General features: G+C 37.6%; 23 protein-coding genes and 2 pseudogenes. 6 read left to right on the top strand and 19 right to left on the bottom strand.

The window, feature by feature from the left end:
- Window positions 1-132 precede the first annotated feature (132 nt).
- The 3 genes from AC1DVK_RS21625 to AC1DVK_RS21615 form a co-directional block, all read right to left on the bottom strand.
- Window positions 133-438 carry a monooxygenase gene (locus tag AC1DVK_RS21625; RefSeq protein ID WP_477627346.1) on the bottom strand — a complete coding sequence of 102 codons (306 nt, stop codon included), beginning with the start codon at window positions 436-438 and terminating at the stop codon, window positions 133-135.
- Window positions 439-473: 35 nt separating this feature from the next.
- Window positions 474-734 carry a metal-sensitive transcriptional regulator gene (locus AC1DVK_RS21620; protein ID WP_284471062.1) on the bottom strand — a complete coding sequence of 87 codons (261 nt, stop codon included), beginning with the start codon at window positions 732-734 and terminating at the stop codon, window positions 474-476.
- 462 nt (window positions 735-1196) lie between these two features.
- Complete coding sequence (locus AC1DVK_RS21615; RefSeq protein WP_477627345.1) at window positions 1197-1940, bottom strand: polysaccharide deacetylase family protein; 744 nt, start codon at window positions 1938-1940, stop codon at window positions 1197-1199.
- Between the two features lie 377 nt (window positions 1941-2317).
- Here AC1DVK_RS21615 and AC1DVK_RS21610 point away from each other — a divergent pair, with 377 nt between their 5' ends.
- The 3 genes from AC1DVK_RS21610 (at window position 2318) to AC1DVK_RS21600 (ending at window position 6012) form a co-directional block, all read left to right on the top strand.
- The gene (locus AC1DVK_RS21610; protein ID WP_477627344.1) at window positions 2318-3505 is read left to right on the top strand and encodes a DUF2515 domain-containing protein; all 1188 of its coding nucleotides are present in this window, start codon (window positions 2318-2320) and stop codon (window positions 3503-3505) included.
- Window positions 3417-3878: a CBO0543 family protein gene (locus tag AC1DVK_RS21605; protein ID WP_477627343.1), complete on the top strand. Its 462-nt coding sequence runs from the start codon at window positions 3417-3419 to the stop codon at window positions 3876-3878. Before AC1DVK_RS21610 ends, AC1DVK_RS21605 begins: the two co-directional genes overlap by 89 nt.
- A gap of 343 nt (window positions 3879-4221) precedes the next feature.
- Window positions 4222-6012, top strand: a complete 1791-nt coding sequence (locus AC1DVK_RS21600) for a S9 family peptidase (RefSeq protein WP_477627342.1) — start codon at window positions 4222-4224, stop codon at window positions 6010-6012.
- Window positions 6013-6251: 239 nt separating this feature from the next.
- Here the strand turns inward: AC1DVK_RS21600 and AC1DVK_RS21595 are convergent, their stop codons facing one another.
- The 9 genes from AC1DVK_RS21595 to AC1DVK_RS21555 all read right to left on the bottom strand — a co-directional run bounded on the left by AC1DVK_RS21595 (window position 6252) and on the right by AC1DVK_RS21555 (window position 13327).
- Window positions 6252-6653 (bottom strand): YybH family protein, encoded by a 402-nt coding sequence (locus AC1DVK_RS21595; protein ID WP_089363264.1) that lies wholly within the window; start codon window positions 6651-6653, stop codon window positions 6252-6254.
- Between the two features lie 609 nt (window positions 6654-7262).
- The gene (locus tag AC1DVK_RS21590; RefSeq protein WP_477627341.1) at window positions 7263-7754 is read right to left on the bottom strand and encodes a GNAT family N-acetyltransferase; all 492 of its coding nucleotides are present in this window, start codon (window positions 7752-7754) and stop codon (window positions 7263-7265) included.
- A gap of 45 nt (window positions 7755-7799) precedes the next feature.
- Complete coding sequence (locus tag AC1DVK_RS21585) at window positions 7800-7952, bottom strand: hypothetical protein (protein WP_477627340.1); 153 nt, start codon at window positions 7950-7952, stop codon at window positions 7800-7802.
- 370 nt (window positions 7953-8322) lie between these two features.
- A complete protein-coding gene (gene menC, locus AC1DVK_RS21580; protein ID WP_410862387.1) occupies window positions 8323-9438 on the bottom strand; it encodes an o-succinylbenzoate synthase in 1116 nt (371 codons plus the stop codon).
- 110 nt (window positions 9439-9548) lie between these two features.
- The gene (locus AC1DVK_RS21575; RefSeq protein ID WP_477627339.1) at window positions 9549-10385 is read right to left on the bottom strand and encodes a GNAT family N-acetyltransferase; all 837 of its coding nucleotides are present in this window, start codon (window positions 10383-10385) and stop codon (window positions 9549-9551) included.
- Window positions 10386-10537: 152 nt separating this feature from the next.
- Window positions 10538-12022, bottom strand: coding sequence for an amino acid permease (locus AC1DVK_RS21570; protein ID WP_410862383.1), 1485 nt, complete (start codon window positions 12020-12022; stop codon window positions 10538-10540).
- 14 nt (window positions 12023-12036) lie between these two features.
- A complete protein-coding gene (locus tag AC1DVK_RS21565) occupies window positions 12037-12198 on the bottom strand; it encodes a hypothetical protein (protein ID WP_410862426.1) in 162 nt (53 codons plus the stop codon).
- Window positions 12153-12344, bottom strand: a complete 192-nt coding sequence (locus AC1DVK_RS21560; RefSeq protein ID WP_410862381.1) for a hypothetical protein — start codon at window positions 12342-12344, stop codon at window positions 12153-12155. The genes AC1DVK_RS21565 and AC1DVK_RS21560 overlap by 46 nt, the downstream gene beginning before the upstream one ends.
- Window positions 12345-12472: 128 nt before the next feature.
- Window positions 12473-13327, bottom strand: coding sequence for a MurR/RpiR family transcriptional regulator (locus tag AC1DVK_RS21555; protein ID WP_061462761.1), 855 nt, complete (start codon window positions 13325-13327; stop codon window positions 12473-12475).
- Between the two features lie 516 nt (window positions 13328-13843).
- Here AC1DVK_RS21555 and AC1DVK_RS21550 point away from each other — a divergent pair.
- The gene (locus AC1DVK_RS21550) at window positions 13844-14260 is read left to right on the top strand and encodes a PaaI family thioesterase (RefSeq protein ID WP_061462759.1); all 417 of its coding nucleotides are present in this window, start codon (window positions 13844-13846) and stop codon (window positions 14258-14260) included.
- 894 nt (window positions 14261-15154) lie between these two features.
- Here the strand turns inward: AC1DVK_RS21550 and AC1DVK_RS21545 are convergent.
- From AC1DVK_RS21545 to AC1DVK_RS21530, 4 genes are all read right to left on the bottom strand, one after another.
- On the bottom strand, window positions 15155-16591 hold the full coding sequence (locus AC1DVK_RS21545; protein WP_089363257.1) for an amino acid permease: 1437 nt from the start codon (window positions 16589-16591) through the stop codon (window positions 15155-15157).
- Between the two features lie 93 nt (window positions 16592-16684).
- Entirely contained in the window at window positions 16685-18139 is a 1455-nt protein-coding gene (locus AC1DVK_RS21540) for an aldehyde dehydrogenase family protein (protein WP_410862379.1), read from the bottom strand.
- Between the two features lie 54 nt (window positions 18140-18193).
- A complete protein-coding gene (locus tag AC1DVK_RS21535) occupies window positions 18194-19234 on the bottom strand; it encodes a homoserine dehydrogenase (protein ID WP_089363256.1) in 1041 nt (346 codons plus the stop codon).
- Window positions 19224-20486 carry a cystathionine gamma-synthase family protein gene (locus AC1DVK_RS21530; RefSeq protein WP_061462756.1) on the bottom strand — a complete coding sequence of 421 codons (1263 nt, stop codon included), beginning with the start codon at window positions 20484-20486 and terminating at the stop codon, window positions 19224-19226. The genes AC1DVK_RS21535 and AC1DVK_RS21530 overlap by 11 nt, the downstream gene beginning before the upstream one ends.
- A gap of 794 nt (window positions 20487-21280) precedes the next feature.
- Here AC1DVK_RS21530 and AC1DVK_RS21525 point away from each other — a divergent pair.
- Window positions 21281-21925: a GntR family transcriptional regulator gene (locus AC1DVK_RS21525; RefSeq protein WP_089363255.1), complete on the top strand. Its 645-nt coding sequence runs from the start codon at window positions 21281-21283 to the stop codon at window positions 21923-21925.
- An 860-nt stretch (window positions 21926-22785) separates the two neighbouring features.
- Here AC1DVK_RS21525 and AC1DVK_RS21520 read toward each other — a convergent pair.
- The 3 genes and pseudogenes from AC1DVK_RS21520 to AC1DVK_RS21510 form a co-directional block, all read right to left on the bottom strand.
- A complete protein-coding gene (locus AC1DVK_RS21520) occupies window positions 22786-23214 on the bottom strand; it encodes a hypothetical protein (RefSeq protein ID WP_089363254.1) in 429 nt (142 codons plus the stop codon).
- 945 nt (window positions 23215-24159) lie between these two features.
- The gene (glsA, locus tag AC1DVK_RS21515; protein ID WP_089363313.1) at window positions 24160-25101 is read right to left on the bottom strand and encodes a glutaminase A; all 942 of its coding nucleotides are present in this window, start codon (window positions 25099-25101) and stop codon (window positions 24160-24162) included.
- A 156-nt stretch (window positions 25102-25257) separates the two neighbouring features.
- Window positions 25258-26385, bottom strand: a pseudogene (locus AC1DVK_RS21510) (glutamate synthase-related protein); the annotation flags it as partial.
- Window positions 26386-26391: 6 nt separating this feature from the next.
- Here AC1DVK_RS21510 and AC1DVK_RS21505 point away from each other — a divergent pair.
- A pseudogene (locus AC1DVK_RS21505) lies at window positions 26392-26535 on the top strand (glutamate synthase-related protein); the annotation flags it as partial.

Below are 26535 nucleotides of genomic sequence, written 5' to 3'. Positions count from 1 at the left end.
CAATTACCTGTATAGGTATATAATCCGTAAAAAAGCATTCATTTCTATATACCCCACAGGGTATATAATATGACGAAAAATACTGTTGGTCAACCCTCTTTAAATAGAATTTTCTATTCTTCATAAATTTTTTTATTTAATTGGTCCATGATTGATTTGAGTCAAACCTTCATTTACTTCTAATATTTTCCCATTAACCTCCTCTATGCCAAAACCTTTTAAACGTGCTGTGTGCATAGTCAAGTACTTACAGGCTGATTCCCTTGACTCAAACAGATATATGCCACCAGCTTCCTTCGCTTCCCGATCTTCGGTCCAAATCTTCCAGATCATACCTTCTTCATCATTGATGCTTTTAGCTAAACCAGCAAACCCTTCCACCATCTCGTGACCAAATGGCCCTTCCATTTTAAAATCAACTTGTAATATATAAGCCATGAATAACTCTCTCCTTTTTTAGGTCAGGTGCTCTTTTACCTGCTTTTAATCAATAACTCAACGGCTTCCTTGACAAGATGTTCAGTGCCTTCACCTTTTTCGACATTTTCCCGAACGCATTGTTCTAGATTGGCACTTACGATAACGCCCATGCTCCTATCGATGGCATTACGTGCAGCAGCTAACTGAGTGATGATTTCCCTGCAATCTTTCCCCTGCTCCATCATTCCAATAACTCCCTTGATTTGTCCTTCAATCCGCTTCAAGCGATTAAGGACACTTTTATCATATTCCATATTCTGCCCACCCATCTATTTACAAACACAATCACTGAGTCACATAACTGGTTACCTTAATTCCTTTTCCAATTAAGAAACGCAGCCCCAAGTTCACTTCCAATTTATAAGAAGCAATTACATGAATGTTTTCATGTGGGATTTCTTCATTAAAACATTTTAAATAGGCATCAATTTCTAAAATTTGTGCTTTTTACTCTTTAGTTTTACTCACTCCTAACTTATGAGTTTATATTATACCTATGGGGGTATATTGTCAAACTAAATAATTTCACAAAGTATATATACAAAAGAGTACCCGTGTACGTGTAAAGGCACAATAAATTATTTAAAATGCAAGTTAAAAACATACATAACACCGTTCAAAATTTTATGAACGGTGTTAATTCCTCTAATTTCCCAATTTTTTTGATGTTTCCCCTTGTTTCTGTGCCCATTTTCTAAATAAAGCAATTACCTGCTTCATTCTCTGTCAACTATCTTTGAAAAGTCATCAAGAGTACTTGAATACTTGATATAGGTTCGTGGTAAAAGATAGAGTTCATCTTTAATACCCTTCTCAATAAATGGTCCAGGAGTTGTCGTAAGTCCAAACAAATAGTATTTCTTCGTTTCTGCTATGACTTTATCGTTGAAATTCCCGTAAGGATACGCAAGAACATTAACTGGTTTGCCCGTTATTTTTTGAATTTTATCTTTAGACCCTTTCAGTTCATATTCATAATTTTTTATTTTCGTCAAATCGGGATGTGTAGCAGTATGAGACTGGATTGAGATTATCCCCGAATCAGCCATCAGTTTTAAATCCGATTTCGATAATCTGTTGGAACGACCGATAAAATCAGAAATAACAAAAATGGTGCCAGTTGGTTTAAAACGTTCGGTTTTCAGTTTTTGAAAGATTGCGAATGCATTCAGATTGTTTTTGTACCCGTCATCAAAGGTAATGAAAATGGGTTTGTTCACTTTATTAATGTCTTGCCACCGATCAAAAGTTAATAATGTGAAGCCATGGTCTCGCAAATACAACATTTGTTTCTCGAAATTCTTCGGGGTTACATATAACTCCTTAGAACCCTGCCCATTAAACTCGTCAATCGAATGATAAATCAAGATGGGCACTTCTAGTTGCTTACCGAAAGCCTGAGATGCGGGAGATGCGAACACAAACGTGAGAAATAAGGAAATCAATACAATATTTTTCATAGAACTCCTTCCTGAAGTACTTTGTTTTCATATATGGTCCCACAAAGTCCTAGAAAAAATCAGAATCACCATGAAAGATTACATGCACACATACCAATCCATCTATTCCCTTCGCGTCCACTTTGAATCCTTTAAATACTCATAATTTTCATAGTACAAATAACATTAAAATGTGCGCGCTACCCCTTGTACGATAAAACGATCATCATTTGTTCTTAACATCCATAATAAACTGATGGTAGCTGCATTGTTAAAATACCTTAAAAAAATCCTTTCTAGAAGGTTAAAAGATTAAAAAAATTTGAACATCTGATGGTTATCACGAAAACCTATTGGGCCTTAAAAGAAGAACATTCGTGTTTATGGGAGGAAGTAGGATGCAACACAACGATAGGAAAAGGGAATGGAACGGCTTTTCCAAAACGATTCCCTATTCTCTTTTAGATGTAAAAGATGAATTAAAGAAAATAGGTAAAATACAGACTTCTGTTAAACCGCGGGAATTAACGGGAGAAGAGACAATGTTAATACATGAAATTAAAGAACGAACAAGACAACACAACAGTAATAATGTGACCCGAACACATGCCTATTTTCAGTTTTATCTCCGTTACCCAGAAATACACTGGGCACTACTTGGACATATGGTATCGCGTAATGGCGGTTGGAATATGACGGATTTAAAAGGGGAGTTATATACAAGACTTTTATCGGAAAAAGATCAACTTATCTTCTTTTCTTTTCTGGAACGAGGGAACTGGTTAATCTTCCAAGATGTGTACCCACAATTTTTGTTGTATGAACAAAGTGTCAAAAGATCAAAAAGACTGTTTCATCTTCTACCATTTTTCAATGTATCAACTTTTATGGAAACGTTGTGGAACCATTTTTGGAGAAAAGGCGACCACTATATGTTAGCCATTGCCACCGTTATTAATGAACAAAGCTATTTAGAAAAAAGTGTCTTTCAAAATACCCATTTTAAAAAGACCGTACTAAATAGTATCGGATTCAAACTTTATGATTTTTTTCGCTTTAACCATATTCTTTTTCCATTCTATAAAGATGAAACCAAACAAAAAACATCGCTAGTCGGGAATACAATGAAGCATTTCACCTCCCTACATGAGCGAATATTGCTGGGCAAGCGATTATACTCACAGCTGTTTAGCAGTGAGAACATCTTATCAGGAGTAGTAGAATGGGCACATGATCATCCACATACCGGTTCGCGAAAAGACTACTGGCCGCATTTGTTTAATGATGTAAACGAATCATTCCCCCGTGCATTTTATAAACGTCGAACAAAAAAGTGCCAATTAAGAAAAGGTGCGGATCGTTTATACAGTCCGCGATTAATATACTCATGGAAAGATATTAATCATGAAGAGGAAGAAAGCAAAGACTGGTTTGAGGACTGGAAAATCGTGGACTACTTAATCGATAAGGAAGAAAATACAGATGGGGAGGTTTATGATGAGTACTGCAAAACGCTTGAAAAAATTGAACTTGCCATTCTGGCAAAAAAAAACGTCCTACTCCGAGAAGAAGCAGAAGACGAGTAACCTTCGGGCTTTTGTTGCCACCATAGTTCTCTCTTGTTTTATCGGGACTTATTTAGACTTACTGTTTGTCGGTAAACAAATGTATGCCTTTCCAGCAAGACCATTCCCAGATATATTTACAATCAATGTCGCTTTTACATTATTGATATTGCCAATCTTTACTACGCTCTTTTTATGGATCGCAAAAACGTTGACTACATTTTCAAGAATCCTGTTTATCGTTTTGATTGGACTTTGTATAGGTGTTTCCGAACCGTTTGCTGAGAATTTAGGATTGTTTACTCATGGCGAAGCATGGCATCATTCTTATTCCCTTTTCGGCTACATGATCTTCATGCTCCTTATTTGGAATTTTTATCGATGGTTTCAATAACAGGCGACTGTATTATAAATATAAAAAAAACAAAGGGTGTCACAAAAATTCCAATAAACTTTTTGTGACACCAAATGCTAGCAGGGTTTCCCTTCTGGACTGATGATTAAAACCTAAAATAGCTCACTCCTTTGGAAGAAATATGGAAAAACCTTTTTAAACTTTTCAGAAAATCTTGTTCGCAACGATTTTGGCACCCATAGCCAAGATATTAAGTGCATGATATATAATGCATCTAAATATAATGGTTGTGAGACGTAATTAGATCATTTTGACTCAGCTTTTTTATTATTTGGGCTATACCAATACCTCTCTTTTTTCAGCATATTTTAAGGAGGAATGTATGAAAGAAATTGGCATCAAATCATATTTGTGTGTTGGTACTGTCAGTAACCCTATTTATGGTCCTAAAAGTAATAAGATAATCTTTATTGCTGATTATTCTGGTTTACCGCAGGTTTGGACAAAGGGTTTCGATATAAGAGAACCAACCCAAACTTCTTTTACTAATGAACGAATCACTTTTTTTAAATACTTAAACAGTTCATCACAGCGCGGCCTATTTATCGGAATGGATGTTGGCGGAAATGAAAAGCAACAACTGTTTTTACTCAAGAGTGATGGTGTACTGATTCCGCTTACCAACTCAGCTGAACATAAACATGAATATGGGGGTCACTCACCTGATGGAAAATGGATTGCCTGGTCAAGCAATCGTCGACATCCTGCCTTTTTCGATATTTATATTCAAAATGTCGAAACATTAGAAATACAAATGGTTTTGTCAAAGGATGGTCTCTATTCCTCCATCATGTGGTCTCCTGATGGTAAATCGTTATTGATTCGGAAAACAAATTCCCAGTTGGATAACGATTTAGGTTTACTGAATCTATGCACAGGAGAAATGAACTGGTTAACAGATCATCAGGGTGAAGCAAGCTATAAAAACCCTCATTTCAGCAAGGATGGAAATCATCTCTATTTATTAACAAATCAAGATCAGGAATTTTTTGGGCTCGCGATCATGGATCTTTCAACAAAAAATATCACCTGGCTGGAGGTGGGACAGTGGGACTTTGAAGGCCTCGCTATGAGTAAAGATCAATCAAAGTTAGCTTTTTCAATTAATGAAGGAGGTATTTCAAGAGGCATTCTTTTAGATCTAAAATCAAGTGCCCTTTATACATGGCAGACACCAATGGGGGTGTTAACTAGCCTAACTTTTTCACCCGACAATCAAAAGTTAGCCTACGTTTTCAATGGGCCTGCCTATCCTTCTGATATATGGCAGGTTGATCTAGGAAAAATGAAGACAGAACGGCTTACTCAATCTCTTCAGTCAAAGCTTTTGGAAAATAAATTAATTGAACCTATTCTTATTTCATTTAAGTCTTTTGACAATCTCCAAGTACCTGCATTTTATTTCAAGCCAAATACCCAGACAGAAAAAATTCCAGTTATTCTATATGTTCATGGGGGTCCTGAAAGCCAAATTCGGGCGGTTTTCAATCCAGTTCTGCAGTATTTTCTAAGCCTTGGATATGCAGTAATTACTCCCAACGTTCGCGGAAGTACAGGATATGGAAAAACATATACTCATCTTGATGATGTTCGTAAACGAATGGACTCCGTAAGAGATCTTGTTTCATTAGTAGATTGGTTAAAGAAAGAGGGAAGCACCGATCCTAAAAGAGTTGCCATTATGGGAGGGAGCTATGGAGGCTTTATGGTTCTTGCAGCCATTTCCCATTACCCGGAATTATGGTCTGCTGCGATTGATCTCGTTGGGATTTCAAGTTTCAGAACTTTTCTTAAAAATACCAGTCCGTGGCGACGCAAACTTCGCGAAGCTGAATATGGAACTATCGAAAAGGACGGAAACTTTTATGATTTGATTGATCCATTGAATCAAACTGACCGGATTACCAGTCCGCTGATAGTACTCCACGGGTGTAATGATCCACGGGTCCCAATAGAAGAATCTGAACAAATTGTAAAAAAATTAATGGCACGAAATCATCCTGTACAGTTTATCCACTTTAAAAATGAAGGTCATTCCATCGTAAAACTAAATAATAAAATTACTGCGTATACAGCAATAGAACATTTCCTTAATCAATATATTGGTAAATAATTTATGAGTCTTTTATATTTTGAAGGGTGATTAAAAGGAATTGGAGCCCCTTAGGAAAAAGTGATCTATTGGCACTGTACTACCCATATTAACTGTATTTGTAAATTTCCTCATACGACTTCGGAAAGAACGCGCTGGGCTTCTTTTGGGTTGCTAAAATGCAATTAGTACACGATATTTATTTTAGTGATCCTCTTAGTAAAAAATGAAAAGCCACCTAATTCGGCAGCTTTCACAAATTACACTAATTCTTCAATTATTTCAGCACCATAAGAGTTGTCGATTATACAGCGCCAGGTACCAATGGAATCCTTCCTAAATACATATGTCGCGGTTCTTTCCATAGAGAATTCGGAATCGTCTTTTTGATTGGCACTAAGCTGGGCTTTTGCCACAACCAATGCCGTATCACCCGTTTCGATTATTGCCATCTTTTCTTGTTTGACGATTAAACTATGATTAAAGTAATCAGCGATAGCAACGAATGCCCGACGTATTTCATCTTTCCCTTTTGCGAATGTTCCAGGTTTGACAACTAAAGTTGCATCCTCTGAATAGAAATCCATCAATTGATCGAAGTCCTCGTTATTTATTGCCCTATCTGCATTTTTTATAACTTGTTCCAGTCCGTGCTTTTCCATATTCACCCTCCAATTCAGCCTCTGGGAAATGAGGCCGGCTTTATACTAATGAATATTCGACTGCCTTGTTGAGGTATCCTGCTCATAAAGTGAATAAGAAAAGTATGCAAAGTAATAATCAGAGTAAGAATGAAATATAAAGGTCCCATCTCTTCTATGATCAAGATTCAACTCACGACAACCGCCATAATGACCATTATTCATTCCTCCTTCAAAAGAAAAAGTTATACGAGGTTCTCAAAATAAACTGTGTTGTGGGCAATCCTTCTGTCAACCTACATGCAGTTAGGTAAAGAGGACTAAGGGGTTGGTTCCATTCCCATGATTGCTGCCTCCAGTTTATTTAATCATTAAAGCTTATCCATCCATTTTAATAAACTAGCGAATCTATCTTCATTATTTTTCAAATGCAAATGGATCTCCGGCTACAATTCCACAGAAATTCACTGCTCTAGCCATATGTAATCATTGGGCAAGACCCACACGGTGTTTATCGAAAATTCTTATCTTACAGAGGAGCCCTATTTTTTCAAAGCTGCAAAATACCAAACCATAGGAATGCTGACGCACCCATTCATTCAATAAGGATTAATAGTGGTTTAATAAGCTTTAAAATATTTGAAAGGATTGAATTAAACATTCTTCATTATCAACATTCTGTTTCTTTTCTTCAAAGGCTATATTAAGTTTACTATAAACACTTTTCCAAAATAGAATGGCAGGTTTGTTACTAATTAATTCAAGCGCATAATATTTCCCCTTTTTTTGTTCAAACAATTCTTTTAACAAAGTTATTGTGATACCTTTTCTTCGGTATTTCTTCAACATGAAAATATCATTAATACTGTAATCATAGTCTTTTTCTAAAAAAGGTCTTTCCAATAGTAATAAGAATCCAACAATTGTTGTATCCTTTTTTAGTAAATAAGGGGATAAACCTTCTCTCTCCCAAATTAAATCAAATGAATCAAATTCAAAGGAACCATTAGATGAAATCTCTAAACTGCCGGTATACTCTGAGAGGTCGTATAAATAAAGGGAATACAAGTTCTGTAAAATATGCTTTTTATCTTTAGAAATTGGAATTAATGATACAGTCATTGGTATACCTCCCTTACATATTTTTTCTTTATATAAATTCTACTTTTAAATAATTTGTCCTTCTTCCACCAAAACCAAAATCAAGCATTCATTTCGGTTTATCATTTTTATAAAAACTACAATGAGAGGTATATCATACAGTACGATTTCTGCAATCAAAAAAAACTCAGGTTTTAGAATTCGGAACTTTTCACCCATGAACTTTGTGGGATAAAAAACGCCATATTAGCGAATATAAGACGTTTTTTATGCTGAGCAGGGGTAAAGGGGTTTAGAATGTGTAATTCTAAACCCTTTTCCTATTCATATCATTCTTTAACCGTTCACTTTATGTAATAAAATGAACGTCCGCAAGCTATAAACACACTTTCACGAATGTTAAACAAAACGATTTTGATAGATTTTTATCCGTTGGCAAAAGTGTACTTTTACGAACGGGCTATTGATAAAGTTTGACGCTTTCGGAAAACCCAGTGGATGAAATAAGAGTTCAAAAAATTAAGGGCCTGCTCCCCTCTTGGGAACAGGCCTTTACAATAAGGAGATAGATGTTGTCTACCGACCTATTCTAACTTAAATTAAATGTTTGACTGTTTATCGTATACTTATTGATTTTTCCCAAACTTGGTTCATAGCCAATTCCGGGCAATTCTGGAATCGTGATCGTTCCGTTTTCTACGGTAACTTCAGGGTCAATAATATCTTCTGCCCAGTAGAGGGAGGAAGCGGCTGTATCTCCAGGAAGGGTAAAGTTTGGCAGGGAAGTGATTGCAATATTATGCGCTCTTCCAATGCCTGATTCCAGCATCCCCCCACACCATAGTGGAATTTCATGTTTAAGACATAAATCATGGATTTTCTTAGATTCAGTTAAGCCTCCGACGCGGCCAATCTTAATATTAATAATTTTACAGCTGCCTAATTTAATAGCTTTTCTAGCATCTTCTAATGAGTGAATGCTCTCATCCAAGCAAATAGGTGTTTTTAACCTTGACTGTAAATCGGCATGGTCAATGATATCGTTATAGGCAAGCGGCTGTTCAATCATCATTAAATTAAAATCATCCAAGGCGGATAACCGGTTTATATCTTGTAAGGTATAAGCTGAATTTGCATCTGCCATTAGAGGGATTTCAGGATATACTTTCCGGACCTTGTCTATTAATTCAACATCCCAGCCCGGTTTTATTTTAAGTTTAAACCGTTTATAGCCTAGACCGAGACAAGCTTCAATCATATCCAGGGTCGAATCAATCGAGTCCTTAATTCCGATGCTTACCCCCACTTCAATTTTCTTTTTTGTTCCACCTAACACACTCGAGAGAGAAGCATTTTTCTTTTTCGCATACAAATCCCAAACAGCACCCTCTAAAGCGGCTTTTGCCATATAATTGCCGCGAATATGGGCGAAATATTTTTCAGAGATTTCATCAGGATGCTGGATTTCACTTTTTAGAATAATTGGAATTAGATAATCTTCGAGTATATGCCAGTTTGTTTTTAAGGTCTCTTCATTATACAGGGGGTCGAGCATCGCAACCGATTCAGCCCAACCGGAAATGCCATCATCGCTTTTTGCTTCTACAAGGATAAAATCCCTATTGTATTCCGTCCCAAAGCTAGTTGTAAAAGGTTCAAGCAAGTCTAGCTTAAGATGCCTTAAAATAACTTGTTTAATTTTCACTTGGAAACTCTCCTTTTGTGATAAACCTGTAAAAGACACAGTCTTACCAATTTTTTATTAAATAGGCTGACAGCAGCCTGAAATTGCAAGCTCTTATTAAATCTACCTGCTTATTTCTTTGTTAGTACATAAAACTGAACTGGAATTTCTGTCGTTGAATTCTTTATAAAATCTGTTACCTGCCATCCTTGCTGAAATAAATCGCTAAAAACGTCCCTGGATTTCATTCGCCATTCATTGGCCGCTTGGATATTTGTGGCTCTTATTGTTCGAAAATCCTTTGGAATGGCCACAAAAGCTGTATCACATTCTGGTTCAGGCAGCCCAAGAGTGAAAGAAGGAACAGGCAATCCCTTTTCAATGGTATCCCATTGAATAAGCGAGTTCTCCATTACTAACACTAAGTCCAGCGCGATTCCCCTTCCTCTAGAATCCGTTGTCCCCTTCTTGCCAATATGCCATTCGACAAGAAAGCGGTCAGAAGGAACTCCACTGTTTAATAGATCTTCCATTTCACCATAGCAGTTTGCGATATATGTAGAACAGACCCCACCAAGCTTGCCTATATTTAAATACCCATTAATACTTTCTAACGGATCGTATGTCCAGGTAATAAGGGAATAGCCGAGCTTTATCGCTTCTTCACGTTGTGCTAGTTTTAGCTTCTCCCCTATTCCTTTGTTGCGAAATTGCTCATCTATGCCTAGAATATGTGAACAAAGATAGGCTGATTTACCATTGAAACCTGGAAAGCTGTATTGAAATCCAATCAGCTGATCCTTACAATAAGCTCCTAAAACCAAACCACCGTTTTTCACTGCTGTTATGGTTTGGTGTGAGGGAATTGAATCAGTATCCCCCCAAATGTTACATTCTAGTTTTCTTACGTCCTCAAGTTCTTCAATTCGTTGAAGGGGACGAATTATAATTTCCTGTGTTTTCGTCATGGTCAACCTCCTAAGAAAATCCCAAGCGCCTTGATTGCCCATACAGCCATAAGCTGGTCAAGTTAGTCAAACACTGATCGCTTGTCGGGCTAGGCACTTTACCCCTTATTTAAAATAAAATGTAGTACTTCCCTATCTTTTTGACAAAGAAATCATTCCCGATTACTGAAATCAGCTCCTTGCAATGGAATCATTTTTGTTCTCTTTACGATTTTATAGCCTAGAAAAGCCAGGAGAAATAAAGGAAGCCCTATATAAGAAATTAATATTCCATACCAGTCAATCTCAGAGCCGAAAAAAGCAGAATAATTTTGTCCCAGGATAGCCGTAACACATAAAATTGTGGCTAATATTGGACCGAATGGATACCATTTTGATACATAAGGCAAATCTTTCAAATCTCTTCCTTGTGCAATAAACGCCTTCCGGAATCGATAATGTGTAATCGAAATTCCTAACCAGGATATAAAGCCGGATAGTCCTGCAGCATTTAATAACCAAGTATAAATAGTGCCTTCACCGAAAAGAGAGGTTAGAAAAGCTGCCATCCCAACGATTGTAGAAAAATACACAGCGTTCACTGGAATCCCGCCTGCATTCACTTTTCTTAGAAACGAAGGGGCTTTTCCTTCTTTCGCCAGCACCCAAAGGACGCGAGAAGCTCCGTACATGGCGGAATTGCCTGCTGAAAGAACAGAAGTAAGAATTACCACATTCATAACGGAGGCAGCGATAGCAAGCCCTGCGTTTTGAAAAACTAGAGTGAAGGGACTTACCGCAATATCTTCAATATCTGAGCTTAACAAACGCGGATCGTTATAGCTGATTAGAAATCCAATCACAATGATCGCCAATACATAAAACAAGAGCAGTCTCCAGAAGATTTGCTTAATAGCCTTTGGAATATTTTTTCTCGGGTTTTCACTCTCCCCGGCTGCAATTCCTACTAACTCGGTGCCTTGAAAAGCAAATCCAACCACCATAAAGACACTTATAATGGATAAAAAGCCACCTTTAAACGGAGCTTCATCTTTGGTGAAATTTTCAAAACCTACTGCATGACCGCCCATTATTCCAAAAATCATTAATAATCCTACTGCTATAAAAATGATTATCGTTAAAACCTTTATAATGGCAAACCAGAATTCTGATTCTCCATATCCTTTTACCGATAAGATATTCAGTCCAAATATGATTGCAAGAAATAATGCGCTCCAAATGATGCCCGGGACAGAAGGGAGCCAAAATTTCATGATCAGGGAGGAAGCTGCTAATTCCAGAGCGACTACGATTGCATTGTTATACCAATAGTTCCATCCGATCGCAAATCCCAAAGCTGGATCGACAAACCTTGATGTATATGTGCTAAAAGAGCCTGTAATAGGAATAAAGGCGGCCATTTCCGCTAAGCTTGTCATCAGAAAGAAAACCATGATCCCGGCAATAATATAGGCGGCTACAGCTCCTCCAGGACCCGCAGTATGAATGATGGAACCGCTTGCTAAAAATAGCCCTGTTCCAATGGTTCCGCCGATTGCAATCATGGAAAGATGCCTTGGTTTGAGTTTGCGCTCCAGTTGTTTTCCATCAGAAGCTGCTTGGACATCCGTTTGTGATCCGAGTGCGGTATTTTTCATGAAACACCTCTTCATTAAATTTTTATGGTGAACTTCTCTTCTTCCGCCACCAGTATTACTGTGTTAATTAAAATTTTCGTTCCAATAAGGGCTTGTAAATATGTAACATTCTCAAATGCGCCATCATTGATCATTTGAAGAGCGCCTTCTCCTTTTTCTTCCGCAGGCTGAAATATAAATCGGAGAGTAAGTTTAGGGCGGATTCCGCTGAGGCAATGGCCAACGCTAAATATAAATATAAAACGATTGTGCTATGTGGATCGTGTCCACATGACTGATTGGCCGTTGCAACTCCATTTACTTCCTGAACAAGCGCATCCATATCAGTCCTCTATGCCACAACCCTTTTTGAGAGGCCTGGGATTCAATAATTCTTGATGCTGATCAATATATTGAATTGGGTTCATATTGATTTACCTCCTTTAAATGAATTTTAACTTTATTAAAAACTCATTCATTAAACACTTCATAACTTGAATATAGCCTTTCTAATTTTTGCTGATGGGTATGAATCCGTTTTGCGTCTTTTTCATGTATGCCTGCAATAACCAAGTCCAATAAGCTAATGACGGAAGCGATTGAATTGGTTCCGGTTTCTGCATTTTCTTCAGTTGTCAGTGCAATATCAGAGATACGACCAACAGGTGACAGGAGGCGGTCTGTAACGACAATTAAACAAACCCCTTGTTCTTTTGCGCACTCCGCAACTTTTACTATTTCATTCGCATATCTTGGAAAGGAAAAAACAATTAATACTGACTTGTTAGTGAGGTTACAGAACTTTTCATAGAAGTCACCTGTTGGCGAACATAAACTTACATTTTCCCTTAATGAACTTAGCGTATAGGAGAACCAATAGGCGGCGGCATGGGAAATCCGATGTCCTGCAATTAATATTTGGTCAGCCTGTATCAGGACATCGACTGCTTTCCATATATCCTGAACGTTCGTATGATCTAATAGATGTCTTAAAATATGAACTTCATTTTCTATCACTTTGGTAAATGGATCTTGATTGTCATCAATGCGGAGATTGGTATCCCTATTGGGTATATCTATTTGATTTTGGTGCAGTAGCTGTTTTTGAATTCTTGCCTGCATTTTACTAAACCCTTCAAATCCTAATGAATAGGAAAACCGAATGACCGTTGTTTCACTAACCTCCGCTTTTTGCCCAATTTGAAAAGCAGTTTTAAAGGCGGCTTCATCCAAATTTTCAATTAGGTAAGCGGCAACTTTTTTTTGACCTCCCGATAAATGGTGAAATTTTTCTTTCACTAATAATTTAAAAGATGGCTGTTCCATAGCATATCTCCTCCTTGGTGAATTAAATACTTCTTTTTAAAAAAATGTTGAATCAAATACTTTATGTACACATTATCATAATAAAATTAGAAAAAGAAGTATTTTTTTGATTTTTTAGATAATTATAACTATCAGATCTAAGCAGCAAATTTTTCATTCAGATAGTATTTAAATTTTGGTCTACAAAAAATGACTATAAGAAGAAATTCCTTCTCATAGTCAATAGAGATTAGGAGATCATTGAATATTTACTTTGATGGGATATGTGTCTTCTAATCGGCTAGGTGTAAAAAGCAAATTTAATAAAACTAAGGTAAAAGCCGTAATTTGCCTTCCTATACTGTAAAATTCTTTTAGAGTTTTAATCAGCGATTAATATGTTTCAATCAAAAGTGATTCGTATTATTCTCCAAATTACTTTATTTGTAAATTTAACAACTTCAATGTCATTTAACACCATTGGATATGTTAGAATATTCTGTATTGTAGTATTAACTTATTTAAGGGGGCAGTTTTATGGAGAAATCATTTGAAGGAAACGCACTTTTACAAGTTTTAACAGAGGGAAAACAGCCTCCGAATTGTGATTTAACGTTACAGATTAAAGCAAATTATGCCCAGGAAGGAATTGCAAGGGGTGTATGGAAAGTGGATGAAAAATTTATAAACGGAAACGGTGTAGCAATGGGTGGATTTGTCACTTCTGCGGCAGATATTATAATGGCTTATGCTATTTCTTCTAAATTAAGTATCGGACAATCATTCGCATCTATTGATTTACATACGACCTTTCATCGGCCAGTAAGATTAGGAGACGTACAGGTTGAAGCAAAAGTAGATCGAATCGGAAAAAAAACAGCTTATCTACTCGCTGATTTATTTCAAGATGATAAAAAAGTGGCAAGCGTTGTGTCATCAGTTATGATTCTTTAAACTGGCTAATAAAAGCATGTTGCACAAAAAGCCCTTTGTAACATGCTTCCCTTTTACTAATCTAAACTAGCATTAAAATCGGCTTACAAATTTCTGATAGGTATTTAGATGTTATGCTTATAGCCTTTGCGGAAAGGAATAATAGAGGGTCATAAAACAGTAAGATACGATGTAAACAAAATCATTTATAAAAACAAAATATAGTGTTTATAATTGCTTTTTAAAAAAATTCGGAGATTGAAATCAGTGTGGAAAGTAGGGCACTCGCTTTTCCCGAAAGAGTCCACACCCGTTCCAATCAACTTGAAATGATTACGTTAGATCAATTGGTGCCTGAGAACCATTTGGTTCGTAAAATGGAGGCCGACATATGTTTCTCTTTCATTTATTACATGGTGAAAGACATACAAAAGTACGGAAAGTAAAGATCATCAAAAAGTAGTGTCTCGTCACATTTGGCAAGAATACGTGGACGAATTAAAAGAAATTGCTTGTCTTAGAAAAGCATCTTTCGTAAAAATCCGCTGCAAGTTACCAGTCCCTTAAAGACCTCACTCTCAGTTTTCACCAAACTCCCCGACAGTTCCAAAGAGCCTTACTAACGCTAAAATCATCAGTATTCATTGAGTTCTTCAATATAGCCCAAAATCGGACAAATGGCTTGTCTGTTAACTAAGTTAAACAGATTTCGAGTAGAGTCTAAGCGATGAATATGGACAAAAAAGGCCCGACCTTCCTGCGAGAGAGAGAGGTCTGACCAGAGTAGAGTCAATTGAAATTCTTATTTGGTTAATAGCTTAACAAACCGGGGATTTTGCAATTCTTTCTATTCTTTCTCATTTTACGAAATTGACCTATTAGTATCGGTAGTAGGTTTCTAATGCCAGCCCCTCTCTACTTAATATTCTCAACATATTGATCTGATTCACCATAAGAATCTATTTGATTCTTATTTCCCCGATTTTTTATATAGTAGACAAGATAGCATAAAGCAATGAATGGTATTCCACAATACAGGGCAATCCGTTGGCTCGGATCGAAAGCAAGACCTACAATAGAAGCGAAACATAAAACAAAAGCGGCTATGGGCACATAAGGGTAAAGTGGTGTACGAAATTTTAAATCTTTAATATCGCCACCCGCTTTAAGATAATGTTTACGGAACACATACTGTGATAATGCAATTCCCATCCATACTGCAACAACCGCAAATCCAGATATAGCCACAAGCACCATATAAACTGTATCCGGTGCAACTACACTAGAGAATAATGACAAGCAGGCTACTGCCATACTTACAATCAAAGCATTAAACGGAACTCCTTTTGACGTTACCCTTCCTAAGAAAGGATTTATCATCTTCTCGTTTGAAAGGGACCATAACATACGGGTAGATGCATAGAGACCGGAATTTGCTACTGACAGTAAAGCAGTAATAATAACAAAGTTCATGATATCAGCTGCATAAGGTATCCCTATGCTATCAAAAACCATAACGAACGGACTTTCAATCACTCCCGCTTCTTTCCAGGAGATTAATCCAGATAGCACAAATATGGCACCAACAAAGAAAAACATAGTCCGCCAAATTACATTTCTAATGGTTAGTGGAATGTCTTTTTCCGGGTTTTCACTTTCTCCAGCAGTAATGCCGATAAGCTCTGTTCCTGAAAAGGCGAAATTCACGGAAATCATGGTTATAAATATCGGAAGGAGTCCATTTGGAAAAAGGCCCCCTTCCCCGGTAAAATTAGAAAGCATCGGAGCAGCTGCACTCCCGTTCATAGGAATGAAGCCAAACATCGCTGCTCCACCTAATATGATAAAGAAAATAATAGTAATTACTTTAATGCCGGCAAACCAAAATTCAGTTTCCGCGAAAAATTTTACAGAAAAGGCGTTCAGCAGAAAAAGTATAATCGCGAAGAGTGCGCTCCACATCCAGACGGAAGTTTCAGGGAACCATCTCTTCATCAGCAGACCGGATGCAGTAAATTCCGAACCTACCGTAACTACCCATGTAAGCCAGTAGAGCCAACCAATGGTAAATCCGGTAGCAGGACCCACAAACCTCGTAGCATATGTTTGAAACGAACCGGTTACCGGCATAGCTACAGTTAATTCGCCAAGGCATAGCATGACTAGATACATGATAAGCCCACCAACCAAATAAGCGAGAATCGTTCCTCCCGGTCCAGCCTGATTAATCGTATTACCTGTACTTAGAAAAAGACCCGTTCCAATTACCCCACCTAGCGAAATCATGAACAAGTGCCTGCTTTTCATTGAACGCTTCAACTGATTTTGATCGGTACTATTGGCGTCTAGCATCCAGTCTCCTCCTTTAAATATATGATGCAGTACAATACGATTGACCTCGGGTCGATGCCTATAAAGCTATCAATATCACATGAACCTTTTCTATCATCTTTTGCTCGAAACTTTAAAACAAACCACTTTTGTTTCAGTCATTTCTTGGAGTGCAAACTTTATTCCTTCACGGCCTATACCAGAGCCCTTCACTCCCCCAAAAGGCATAGCATCTATACGATAATCAGAGCTGTCATTCACCATAACCCCGCCTACATCCAATTCACGTATAGCTCCCAACGCCCTATTTAAGTCACGAGTGAATATGCCTGCTTGCAAGCCGAAATCCACATTGTTAGATTGGAAAATGGCGGTATCCAGATCGGGCACACTGTGAATGGTAACAACTGGTCCGAAAACTTCTTCAGTTGCCAGCTTACAATCTGCTGGAACATTCTCTAAAACAGTTGGATAGTAAAAAGAACCTTGACGTTTGCCGCCACACAGCAATTTTGCGCCTTTCCCAACAGCTTCATTAACCCAACTCTCAACTCGCTTTGCTTCTTTCTCTGAAATCATAGGCCCCATGTCGGTTTCCTCTGAGAGTTTATTGCCTACTCGATACTGTTGAGTACGGTTAACAAACTTTCCAACAAAGTCCCTATAAATATCTTCTTGAACATATAATCTTTGCACTCCCAGGCAATTTTGACCTGCTGCCCAAAAGGCGCCGGATACTGTCGATTCAACCGCTTCTTCTAAGTCAGCGTCTTCCAGAACGATAACCGGTGAGTTCGATCCCAGCTCCAAATTCATCTTTTTCAAACCTGCCTTTTGCATGATCGCTTGGCCAGTGGCGAGACCTCCTGTGAAAGAAATCATTCGTATGGCTGAATGAGTAATCAGACTCTCGCCCATATCACTCGGATACCCCGTAATGACGGACAATACTTTAGGCGGTAAACCTGCTTTTTCAAAGGCTTCTGCCAATAAAAGAGCACTTAAAGGTGTAGCGGGTGCCGGTTTTACGATGATGGCATTTCCAGAAGCAATAGCAGGTCCCACTTTATGGGCAACAAGATTTAATGGATCGTTGAAAGGCGTTATAGCTACAATAATCCCAACAGGGAAACGATAATAATAACCCATGCGATCTTCACTTCCCGGCATTTGGTCAAACGAAATCGTTTCGCCATTAATTCGCCTTGCTTCTTCTGCGCTAATTCGAAGTGTTTCGATACAACGCACCACTTCTTTTCTCGCCTCTTTAATGGTCTTACTTCCCTCACGGGCGATGGTCATTGCATATTTTTCCTTATGCTCATAGATCCAATCGGCAGCACGATTTAGAATGGCGATTCTTTCATGTGTTGGCATGTCCGCGGCTATTTTCGCTCCTTTTTTTGCCTCTTCAATGGAATGAAGTACATCCTTCTCATTAGCAGCAGGAACGGTTGCAATTAAACTATTATCCTGTGGATCGAGCACTTCAATTATTTTTTCGCCGGATACCCATTTTCCAGCAAGAAACATCTTATTTTTCTTTGTAAGCGCTTCAATAAGTGTCATCGATAATCACCCCGTATAAGTAATTTTCCAGCTTATAACTTGTGGTATATAAGATCATAATTGCCCACGGCTCATATTGATTAAATCAATCAGAATAGAGAATCCTGTTTCTTTGCGACCAGCTCCGGCACCAATCAACGTAATCGGACCGGCCAAGTCACAGTTATACGTAATAGCGTTTTGTGCTCCCAAAACCCCAGCTAGAGGATCTGTAAGAGGTATAGCTTCAGGACCTACCTTTGCGATTACTTTATCACCATCCTTTTTACATTCAGCAATAAGCTTCCACCTTTTCCCTGCAGACTTTGCCCATTGAATGTCTTGCTGTGTAAGATGACTAATTCCTACACATTCTACTTCCTCTCGTTTCATCGGAATATTCATTACAACATTAGCAAGAATAGTAGCTTTATACTGAGAATCATATCCCTCTACATCGCTAGTAGGATCTGCCTCTGCATAGCCAAGAGCTTGTGCCTCAATTAATGCATCCTTATAGCTCAATCCTTCTTCCATTTTGGTCAAAATATAATTAGTCGTTCCATTTAAAATCCCCCGCAATTCAAAAATGTTATTTCCCGCCAATGAGACGAGAGGCATTTTCAATGCTGGTGTTCCACTCATAACAGTACCTTCGAAGCCCCATCGCACATCATTCTTTTTGGCCAACTCAGCTAGTTCTTGGTAAGCTAAAGAAACGGGACCTTTATTGCTCATTACTACGTTCTTTTTACTTTCAAATGCCGTCTTACAATGATCGATGGCAGGTTGTCCAGTCTTTACATCCGTGAAAGTGATCTCTACGATGGTATCCGCATTACTCTCAAGGATTGTCTTAAAGCTGTCCCATCCCCTTATCAACCCAGGGGTTTCAGGGTAACTCTCCAGCTTTCCCGTTTCCTTTACAACTTGTAATACTTGAGAGATATCCAACCCTTCAGGGTGATAAAGAGAGCCCTTCATGACATCGGAAATTGCAACAATTTTAGCATCAAAGCCAAGTTCACTGCGTAAAGACTCACCTTTATCTTGTAAAATTTCTGCCAATCCTTGGCCGACTACACCAAATCCAAGCAAAGCAATTTTATGTGTCATATCCCATACCTCTTCCATTATTAATATCTTTATTTGCAGCTACCGTTACTGGTAGTTGTGATTCCAAATGGGCAAAAGCTTGTTCCAAATCAGAAATAAGATCTTCCGTATCCTCAATTCCTGCGGAGATACGAACCAAACCTTCCGGGATACCAAGAGCTTGACGTTCTTCAAGAGTACATTCCACATGACTGGTCGTTCTTGCGGGTCCATATATAGTTTCAACAGCTCCAAGATTCCCGGCTTTATTTGCATATTGTAATTTTGGCAATAAAATTTTTATTGCATCCATCTCACCTTTCAATACAAAACTTAAAATTCCGCCGAAACCCCTCATCTGTTTCTTTGCAATATGGTGATGGGGATGTGTTTCTAATCCAGGATAATTAACCGCTTCTACAAGCTTTTGCTTTTGCAGATACTTTGCGATTTCCATTGCACTCTTTTCTTGCTGGCGTACTCGAAGTTTTAACGTTTTCATCCCTCTTAAAATAAGATAGGCTGACCAAGGATCCATCGTCGCTCCATTGATTTCTCGATAATGATAGACTTTTTTCATCAGTTCCTTGGTACCGCATGCAACACCTCCTAATGCATCGGCATGTCCGCTTAAGAATTTAGTCGCACTATGAATGACAATGTCAACTCCTAATTGAATGGGATTTTGATTAATGGGAGTAGCAAAAGTATTGTCTATGATAACCAATGCCCCCACCGATTTTCCGGCTCTTACCATTCTCTCAATATCAGTGATCTTCATCGTCGGATTGGTTGGAGACTCCAAATATAAAACCTTGCAGCCTTTGGCCACTTCAGCCTCGATTTCTTCATGATTTCCTGTGTTGCATAACTGCACATCTACATCGAGATTCGGTAAGAATTCGGTAAAGATTTTATTGGTTCCCCCATAAGTGTCTTTAACCGATATAACCCGGTCCCCCGGTCTTAAAAATGTATATAGTGTGCTGCTTATAGCGGCCATTCCTGATGAGAAACCAATTGCTGCCTCAGCTCCCTCGAGGATTCTCACTTTTTCCTCCAGAGCTTGAACAGTGGGATTTGTCATGCGATTGTAGATATACCCAGGCTTTTTTCCAATGGCCACTTCATGCCACTCGTCTATGTCCTCATAATTGTAGGCAACACTTAGCACCACAGGAACTTGAGTTGCATTGTAAGCAAGAGATTCTTTTTCTCCTGCCCATACAGCCTTTGTACCGGCTTGTATATCTTTAAAGTTTTGCTCACTCATGTTCTTTCACCTCTAATTTTCATAGTTTTGTCAACCACATCTCTTTGTTGTTCGGATTTATATAATATATTGTATATTGTATTTTTATAGCTTCCTTTGCCGTACTAGTTTTCGCTTCTTTTTTTACGTTCTTACATTTTTTGCCATTTTTATTATGAACGTGCTCTTGTTAGCAACTAATAACACAACATGTTTTAATATATTGTATATTGTATATTGTATATTAATTACCCTCTCCTTTTCTTTATACTAGTCACCACTTCCTTTTTTTCACCTGCTTAAATTTATTCTTTGCCAATTTTAATATGAAGGTGCTTTTGTTAGAAGAGCTATTAACTCAGCATATTTTCTTGTTATATTGTATATTGTATATTGTATAATATGCTGAATAATCAGAAATATCATTCGTATTAAGACATATGATACACTGGACTCTTCCCCTTTTCAATATATTTTATTAGTTTACTCTTAAAAATACTTTCAATTAACACGTATAGTTTTAATGATGTTCAATATTCTATATCCTTGTAGAAGTCTTAAAACCCAAACTACAATTGTTCCCACACTCCGTGGTTCTCTCAATTCGTTTAAGATCTGAATTTCTATGGCAGCATCGCCTCATGTGGACTTAGGGACTGATTGGGATGCAGGTAATAGTGAGCTGCGATAATTACTAAACAGTAGAGCTATTGAAGAATTTAGAAGCCTATGCTATACAAAAATTAAGAATTTTCAATTTTATATTGTATATTGTATAATAAATGTATCAATTTTTAGCATAGGGGAGAAGGACTATCAAAAAGAGATACCAATCACTTAAAGACCATGTATATAATCATATTGCTGAAGAAATTCAGAATGGAACATTGCTTCCTAATCATAAGGTAAATGAAGTAGCACTAAGCGAGAAGTTAGAAGTAAGCAGAACCCCTGTAAGGGAAGCTTTGATACAATTAGCTTCAGAAAATTTACTTGAGTATTTTCCTCGAAAGGGATTTATCGTTAAAGAACTTGATACAAAGAATAAGCTTGATGTTTTTCAAGTTGTTGGTGTGCTGGACGCCCTAGCAGCCTCATTATCTTTAGCGCATATTACAGAGAGTGATATTGAACTAATGGAAGAGCTGGTTAAAAAAATTGACCTGTCAATTTCACAAAAAAATTATTCGGATTATCAGCAATTCCAAAATCAATTCCATAAAGTATATATTGATAAATGTAAAAACGATACATTAATAGACCTTCTTAATTCTTTACAAAACAGTTTTGTTAGACAAATCTATTTGAGCAAAGACGAAGAAAAACTTTTTGCCGTATTAGAACAAATGAATGAACATCATAAAAAAATGATCACTTACTTTAAAAAAGAAGACAAAGAAAATTTAGAGCAACTTATTAAGAATGAGCATTGGAAAATAACACATATTGATATGATATAGGATAGATGTTTTGGTACAAAAATGATTTACTTGAAGGAAAAGTCGTATCTTTCCTATCAACTTACAGATTTCCATTTAATTCTCATCAATTTATGGATAAATTTCTTTTGTTTTTGGGCAGATTTGACCCTTTAATGAATCTGTCCTTTTTTGATAATGTGCAAAAGGGTTTAGATTGTTTAATTTTTAATTTATTACTTGCACTATAGAACCAATCCCCTTTTTAGCAAAACAATTAAATTTTTCGGTTTATTGCCATTAGCATCTTTTCATACCCCACTTTTTATTTACAAATGTCCCTACCGAATTTCCAGTTTTTCTTCTTCAACTACCTCAGGTTAATATGATTTTCTCACAAATACTCGCTTAATCTCAGGATTTCATCGCCCTTGAATTTATGTTCACTATTAAATGGAGTGATTACAGGACATGAAGATTTCCTTAAGGCATAGTAAAAAAAAAACCTACGAACTTTATATTCAAGGAAGTAGGCTTTCTTTATATTAATTTTTTCTATAGCAAGTAACGTGGAACGCCTGTATCTTTCACTGTGTCATTTACACCGATTACGTTTGTTTCACGCTCTTTAAATCTTAAAACATCCACATCCATGTGCTCCCTTTTCAGTAAAACCCACTTGGTTCTATTCAACTGATTCGTACACTTTGGTTTTTAAGTATTTATGTATGACACTCATTAGTTAACCTCATCAGCTCTGCTCTAACCAGTTTACCTAAACAAAATGAGCGAGTCCTGTTTTGGCCACAGGTGCATGTAGATTGTACAGGAGCTCCCAGAAGAAAAATTGGAGGCATCAGCCACTCTTTCTTTTGATGCTAATGACGGAACAACCAAACGATTTACTTAAAGATATCCATTCCAGCTTTAAAAAATGAGTTTAATCCATTAGCCACTGATTGAACCGTATTCGCATTATTTAGTAGTGACCGTTTATTCTCCGCAGTTGGATTCGCTTGTGCTTGTAGAAAGGAGGCTTCCAGAGTTGACAGCTTTTGTCTCAATTCATTGATTTGCCCTTGTACTGACTCCTTAGTAACAATTGCAATAGCGTCTCTGAAGTATTGTTTACCTTCTGGCTTTATCGTTGCTTTGCTTATCTTCCCAGTCGTACTCTTTTTGATATCTATGAGGTTTTTGTTCACAAGTATCACTAACTCGGCCCTTATCACTTCAAGACTTTTATTGTATTTTTCAGCAATTTTACTTACACATCTTTCTCTATTGCATTCCTCAAGGAAAAAGAGTATTTGCTTTTGTAGATCGTTCATATTTGTTTCTCCTTTTAACTTTCTTTCATTTGTGAGAATTCTTAAGCTTCTTTCTGCCGGTTCTTTGAAGTTTGTATGCCATTAACCCCAAAAACACAGATATTGTTATTTAATGTAGTATTTTCTCTTAAAAAGTAGCTTTAATTTATCACAGGAACCACAGAATCTAATATAAAACTACAGAAACCAACAAATATTTTTTAAATATTCAAAAAAATAATACAAAAATTGGAATTATACAAAATCATATGATATGACGACATGGCCTCTATTGGATATACCCAGGATAAACAATTTTCTGGGACCCTTAGATTGTTCTTAAAGAAAATTGGCTTTTTTTCAGAATATATTCCTAAAATGGCGATGTGTAAGATTGATGAAACATTTTGAAAGTATAAAGCGATGCGTGGGCTTATTCGTGCATCACGTGGGAGCTACCGAATACTAGATCGAATGCTATCCAGTATCAATAAAGAAGTCATCTATTTTATTCATTTATTAGTCTACAAAAAACTTATTCACTAACTATTCCTTCTTTAACACTCTTAATCTATCCATTTTGCCCGCGAGAAAAAGGTTGCCGCAGCATTAATGAACCAAATTAAATATGAAAACAACTTGTTGCAGGGCCCAACATCTCCATCAAGCTAAAAATAGATTTGTTATCTCTGCAATGGACAAATTTTATTATTTTTGAAATATGAAATGAAGCCGGGGGGCGATTACCTTAGTAACAGATAACCTTAAACGTTCGCTAAAGCATGAAGGATTCAATATGAAAATGCGTAGTTTGAAACTTCATTCAATATCCCAAAACTGAGTTTGATAAGGGAAGTCATTTCGAAATCATACATATTCTAAAAAGATAACTATACGGCTTCTATGAGAAAATTCAAACATGACCTGTAGGACTATCTGTAATAAATGTGCAACAGGAAACCTTGTTTAAGTATTAAACATACTTAATGAATACTTTTTCGCCATCATTTCCAAGAGTTTTACCCCGGCAACGCTGTTCCCCTTCTCATCCAGCGCTGCACCATAAATTCCAATTCCGCATTTTCCAGGGACAGCCCCCATGATTCCTCCTGACACGCCGCTTTTGGCCGGAATGCCAACATTAATGGCAAATTCACCTGAGGCATTATACATGCCGCAGGTAACCATGAATGTCTTGCAAATACGAGCAATGTCTTCGGGGATGATTTGCTTTCCCGTCAACTGATCTTTCCCATTCATGGCCAGCACACAGCCTATCCTCGCCAAATCCTGACTGTCCATTTCAATGGCACACTGCTTCGAATACAATTCGATTAAGTCCTCCACATCTTCGTTTATTACATTATGCTGCTTTAAAAAATAGCTTAACGATCGATTTAAGTCTGCTGTATTGTATTCTGAACTGGCAACTGCTTCATTAAAATCGATAATAGGATTTTGGGTCAACTCCCGGATAAAATATAAAATACGCTTAAACCTCTCATTTACATTGACACCTGAAACCATGTGGGTAACAGTCAATGCTCCTGCATTGATCATCGGGTTTAACGGCTTGGATGGCTTATTTGTCTCTAACTTGGCAATGGAATTAAAAGGATCACCGGTAGGTTCTTTTCCTACAAAAGAAAAGACATAGTCCTCTCCTTTTTCCATTAATACCATAGCAAGTGTCAATACTTTTGAAATGCTTTGGAGGGTCATTTTGACACTTACATCCCCCGCACAATATCTTTTTCCGTCAGGATAGTAAATAGCCACAGATAAATCTCCAGGATTCGCCTTTTCAAGAGCCGGTATATAGTTTGCCACGTTTCCCTTAACGGTAAATTTTTTTGCCTCATCAACAAGTTGCTGCAATTCTACATTGGACCTGCATTGATATCCCATATTTTTCACAATTTACCCTCCTTTAAAGGCGAATTCTTGGCAGATAGTGGACTGACTATTTTACAACATCCCATTGTTATTTTTCACAAAACCAGCAAGTAGATAATAAACAGAAAGTAAAGTTAATATTAATAGGAGAAAAGAATAATCAGGATTTCACCCTATTTGCTGCCTGATTTCCTGAATGATGGTTTCCAGTGATGTCACGACGCCTTTTTCATCCTTATAACTAATATGCTTAGGTTGAAAATGAACGGGCGAATCCAAACCTGCTGCTGCTGAAATTCGAAATAGTCCTTTTCGAAGTGTCACGAGAAAGTTGACGACGCGGTATTTCTTTTCGTCAATCACGAGAGCCCTTTGCAATTCTGGGTCTGTTGTGGCTACCCCAACTGGACAGGCATTAGATTGACATTTCAATGTTTGGATACATCCTATGGCAATCATGAATCCACGAGCTATATTGACAAGATCAGCCCCCATCGCCAAAGCAATCGCAATCCTGTCAGGGGTGAACAGTTTACCTGAAGCAATAATTTTAACCCGGTCGCGTACCCCATATTTTTGAAGGGTGGAGACAACAATTGGCAGGGCTGATTTAATCGGCAAACCGACACTATCAATCAATTCTTGATAAGAAGCCCCTGTTCCGCCTTCCCCTCCATCCACAGTGATAAAGTCCGGACCTTTGCCGGTTTCCTTCATATATTTGGCTAATTCCTCTACGCTATCATTACTTCCTACAACCATCTTCAATCCAACAGGTTTACCCGTATGGCTGCGGATTCTTTCAATGAATTCACACATTGTCGGTACATCATTGAACTGATGAAAACGATTGGGGCTATCAATCGATTTGAATGGTTCCACTTTGCGAATTTCGGCAATTTCTGGAGTAACTTTTTCAGCATCAATATGTCCCCCGCGTGTTTTGGCACCTTGGGCGAGCTTAACCTCAAATGCTTTTATTTGAGGAATTTCACTTTTCCGCTTTAACTCGTCCCAATCCATTTCGCCATGCTTATCGCGCACCCCGAACATGGCTGGGCCAATCTGCATAATGATATCGACGCCACCCTTTAAATGATAAGAAGAGAGTCCGCCTTCCCCAGTATTCATCCATGTGCCTTTCGCTAAAGCCAATCCTTCTGATAAAGCTGTAATGGCATTATGTCCTAATGAACCATAGCTCATCGCCGACATCCCAATTAAACCTTTTAATCTAAATGGATGTTTTGTATTTGGGCCAATGATTACGGCATCATGGTCATGTAATAAGTAAGCAGAGCCGTAATCATTGGCCCAAATACAAAACATCCATTTAGATTAAAAGGTTTAATTGGGATGTCGGCGATGAGCTATGGTTCATTAGGACATAATGCCATTACAGCTTTATCAGAAGGATTGGCTTTAGCGAAAGGCACATGGATGAAT

The organism is Peribacillus sp. P4_B1, assembly GCF_056402395.1.
This window is presented reverse-complemented; position numbering and strand designations above follow the sequence as displayed.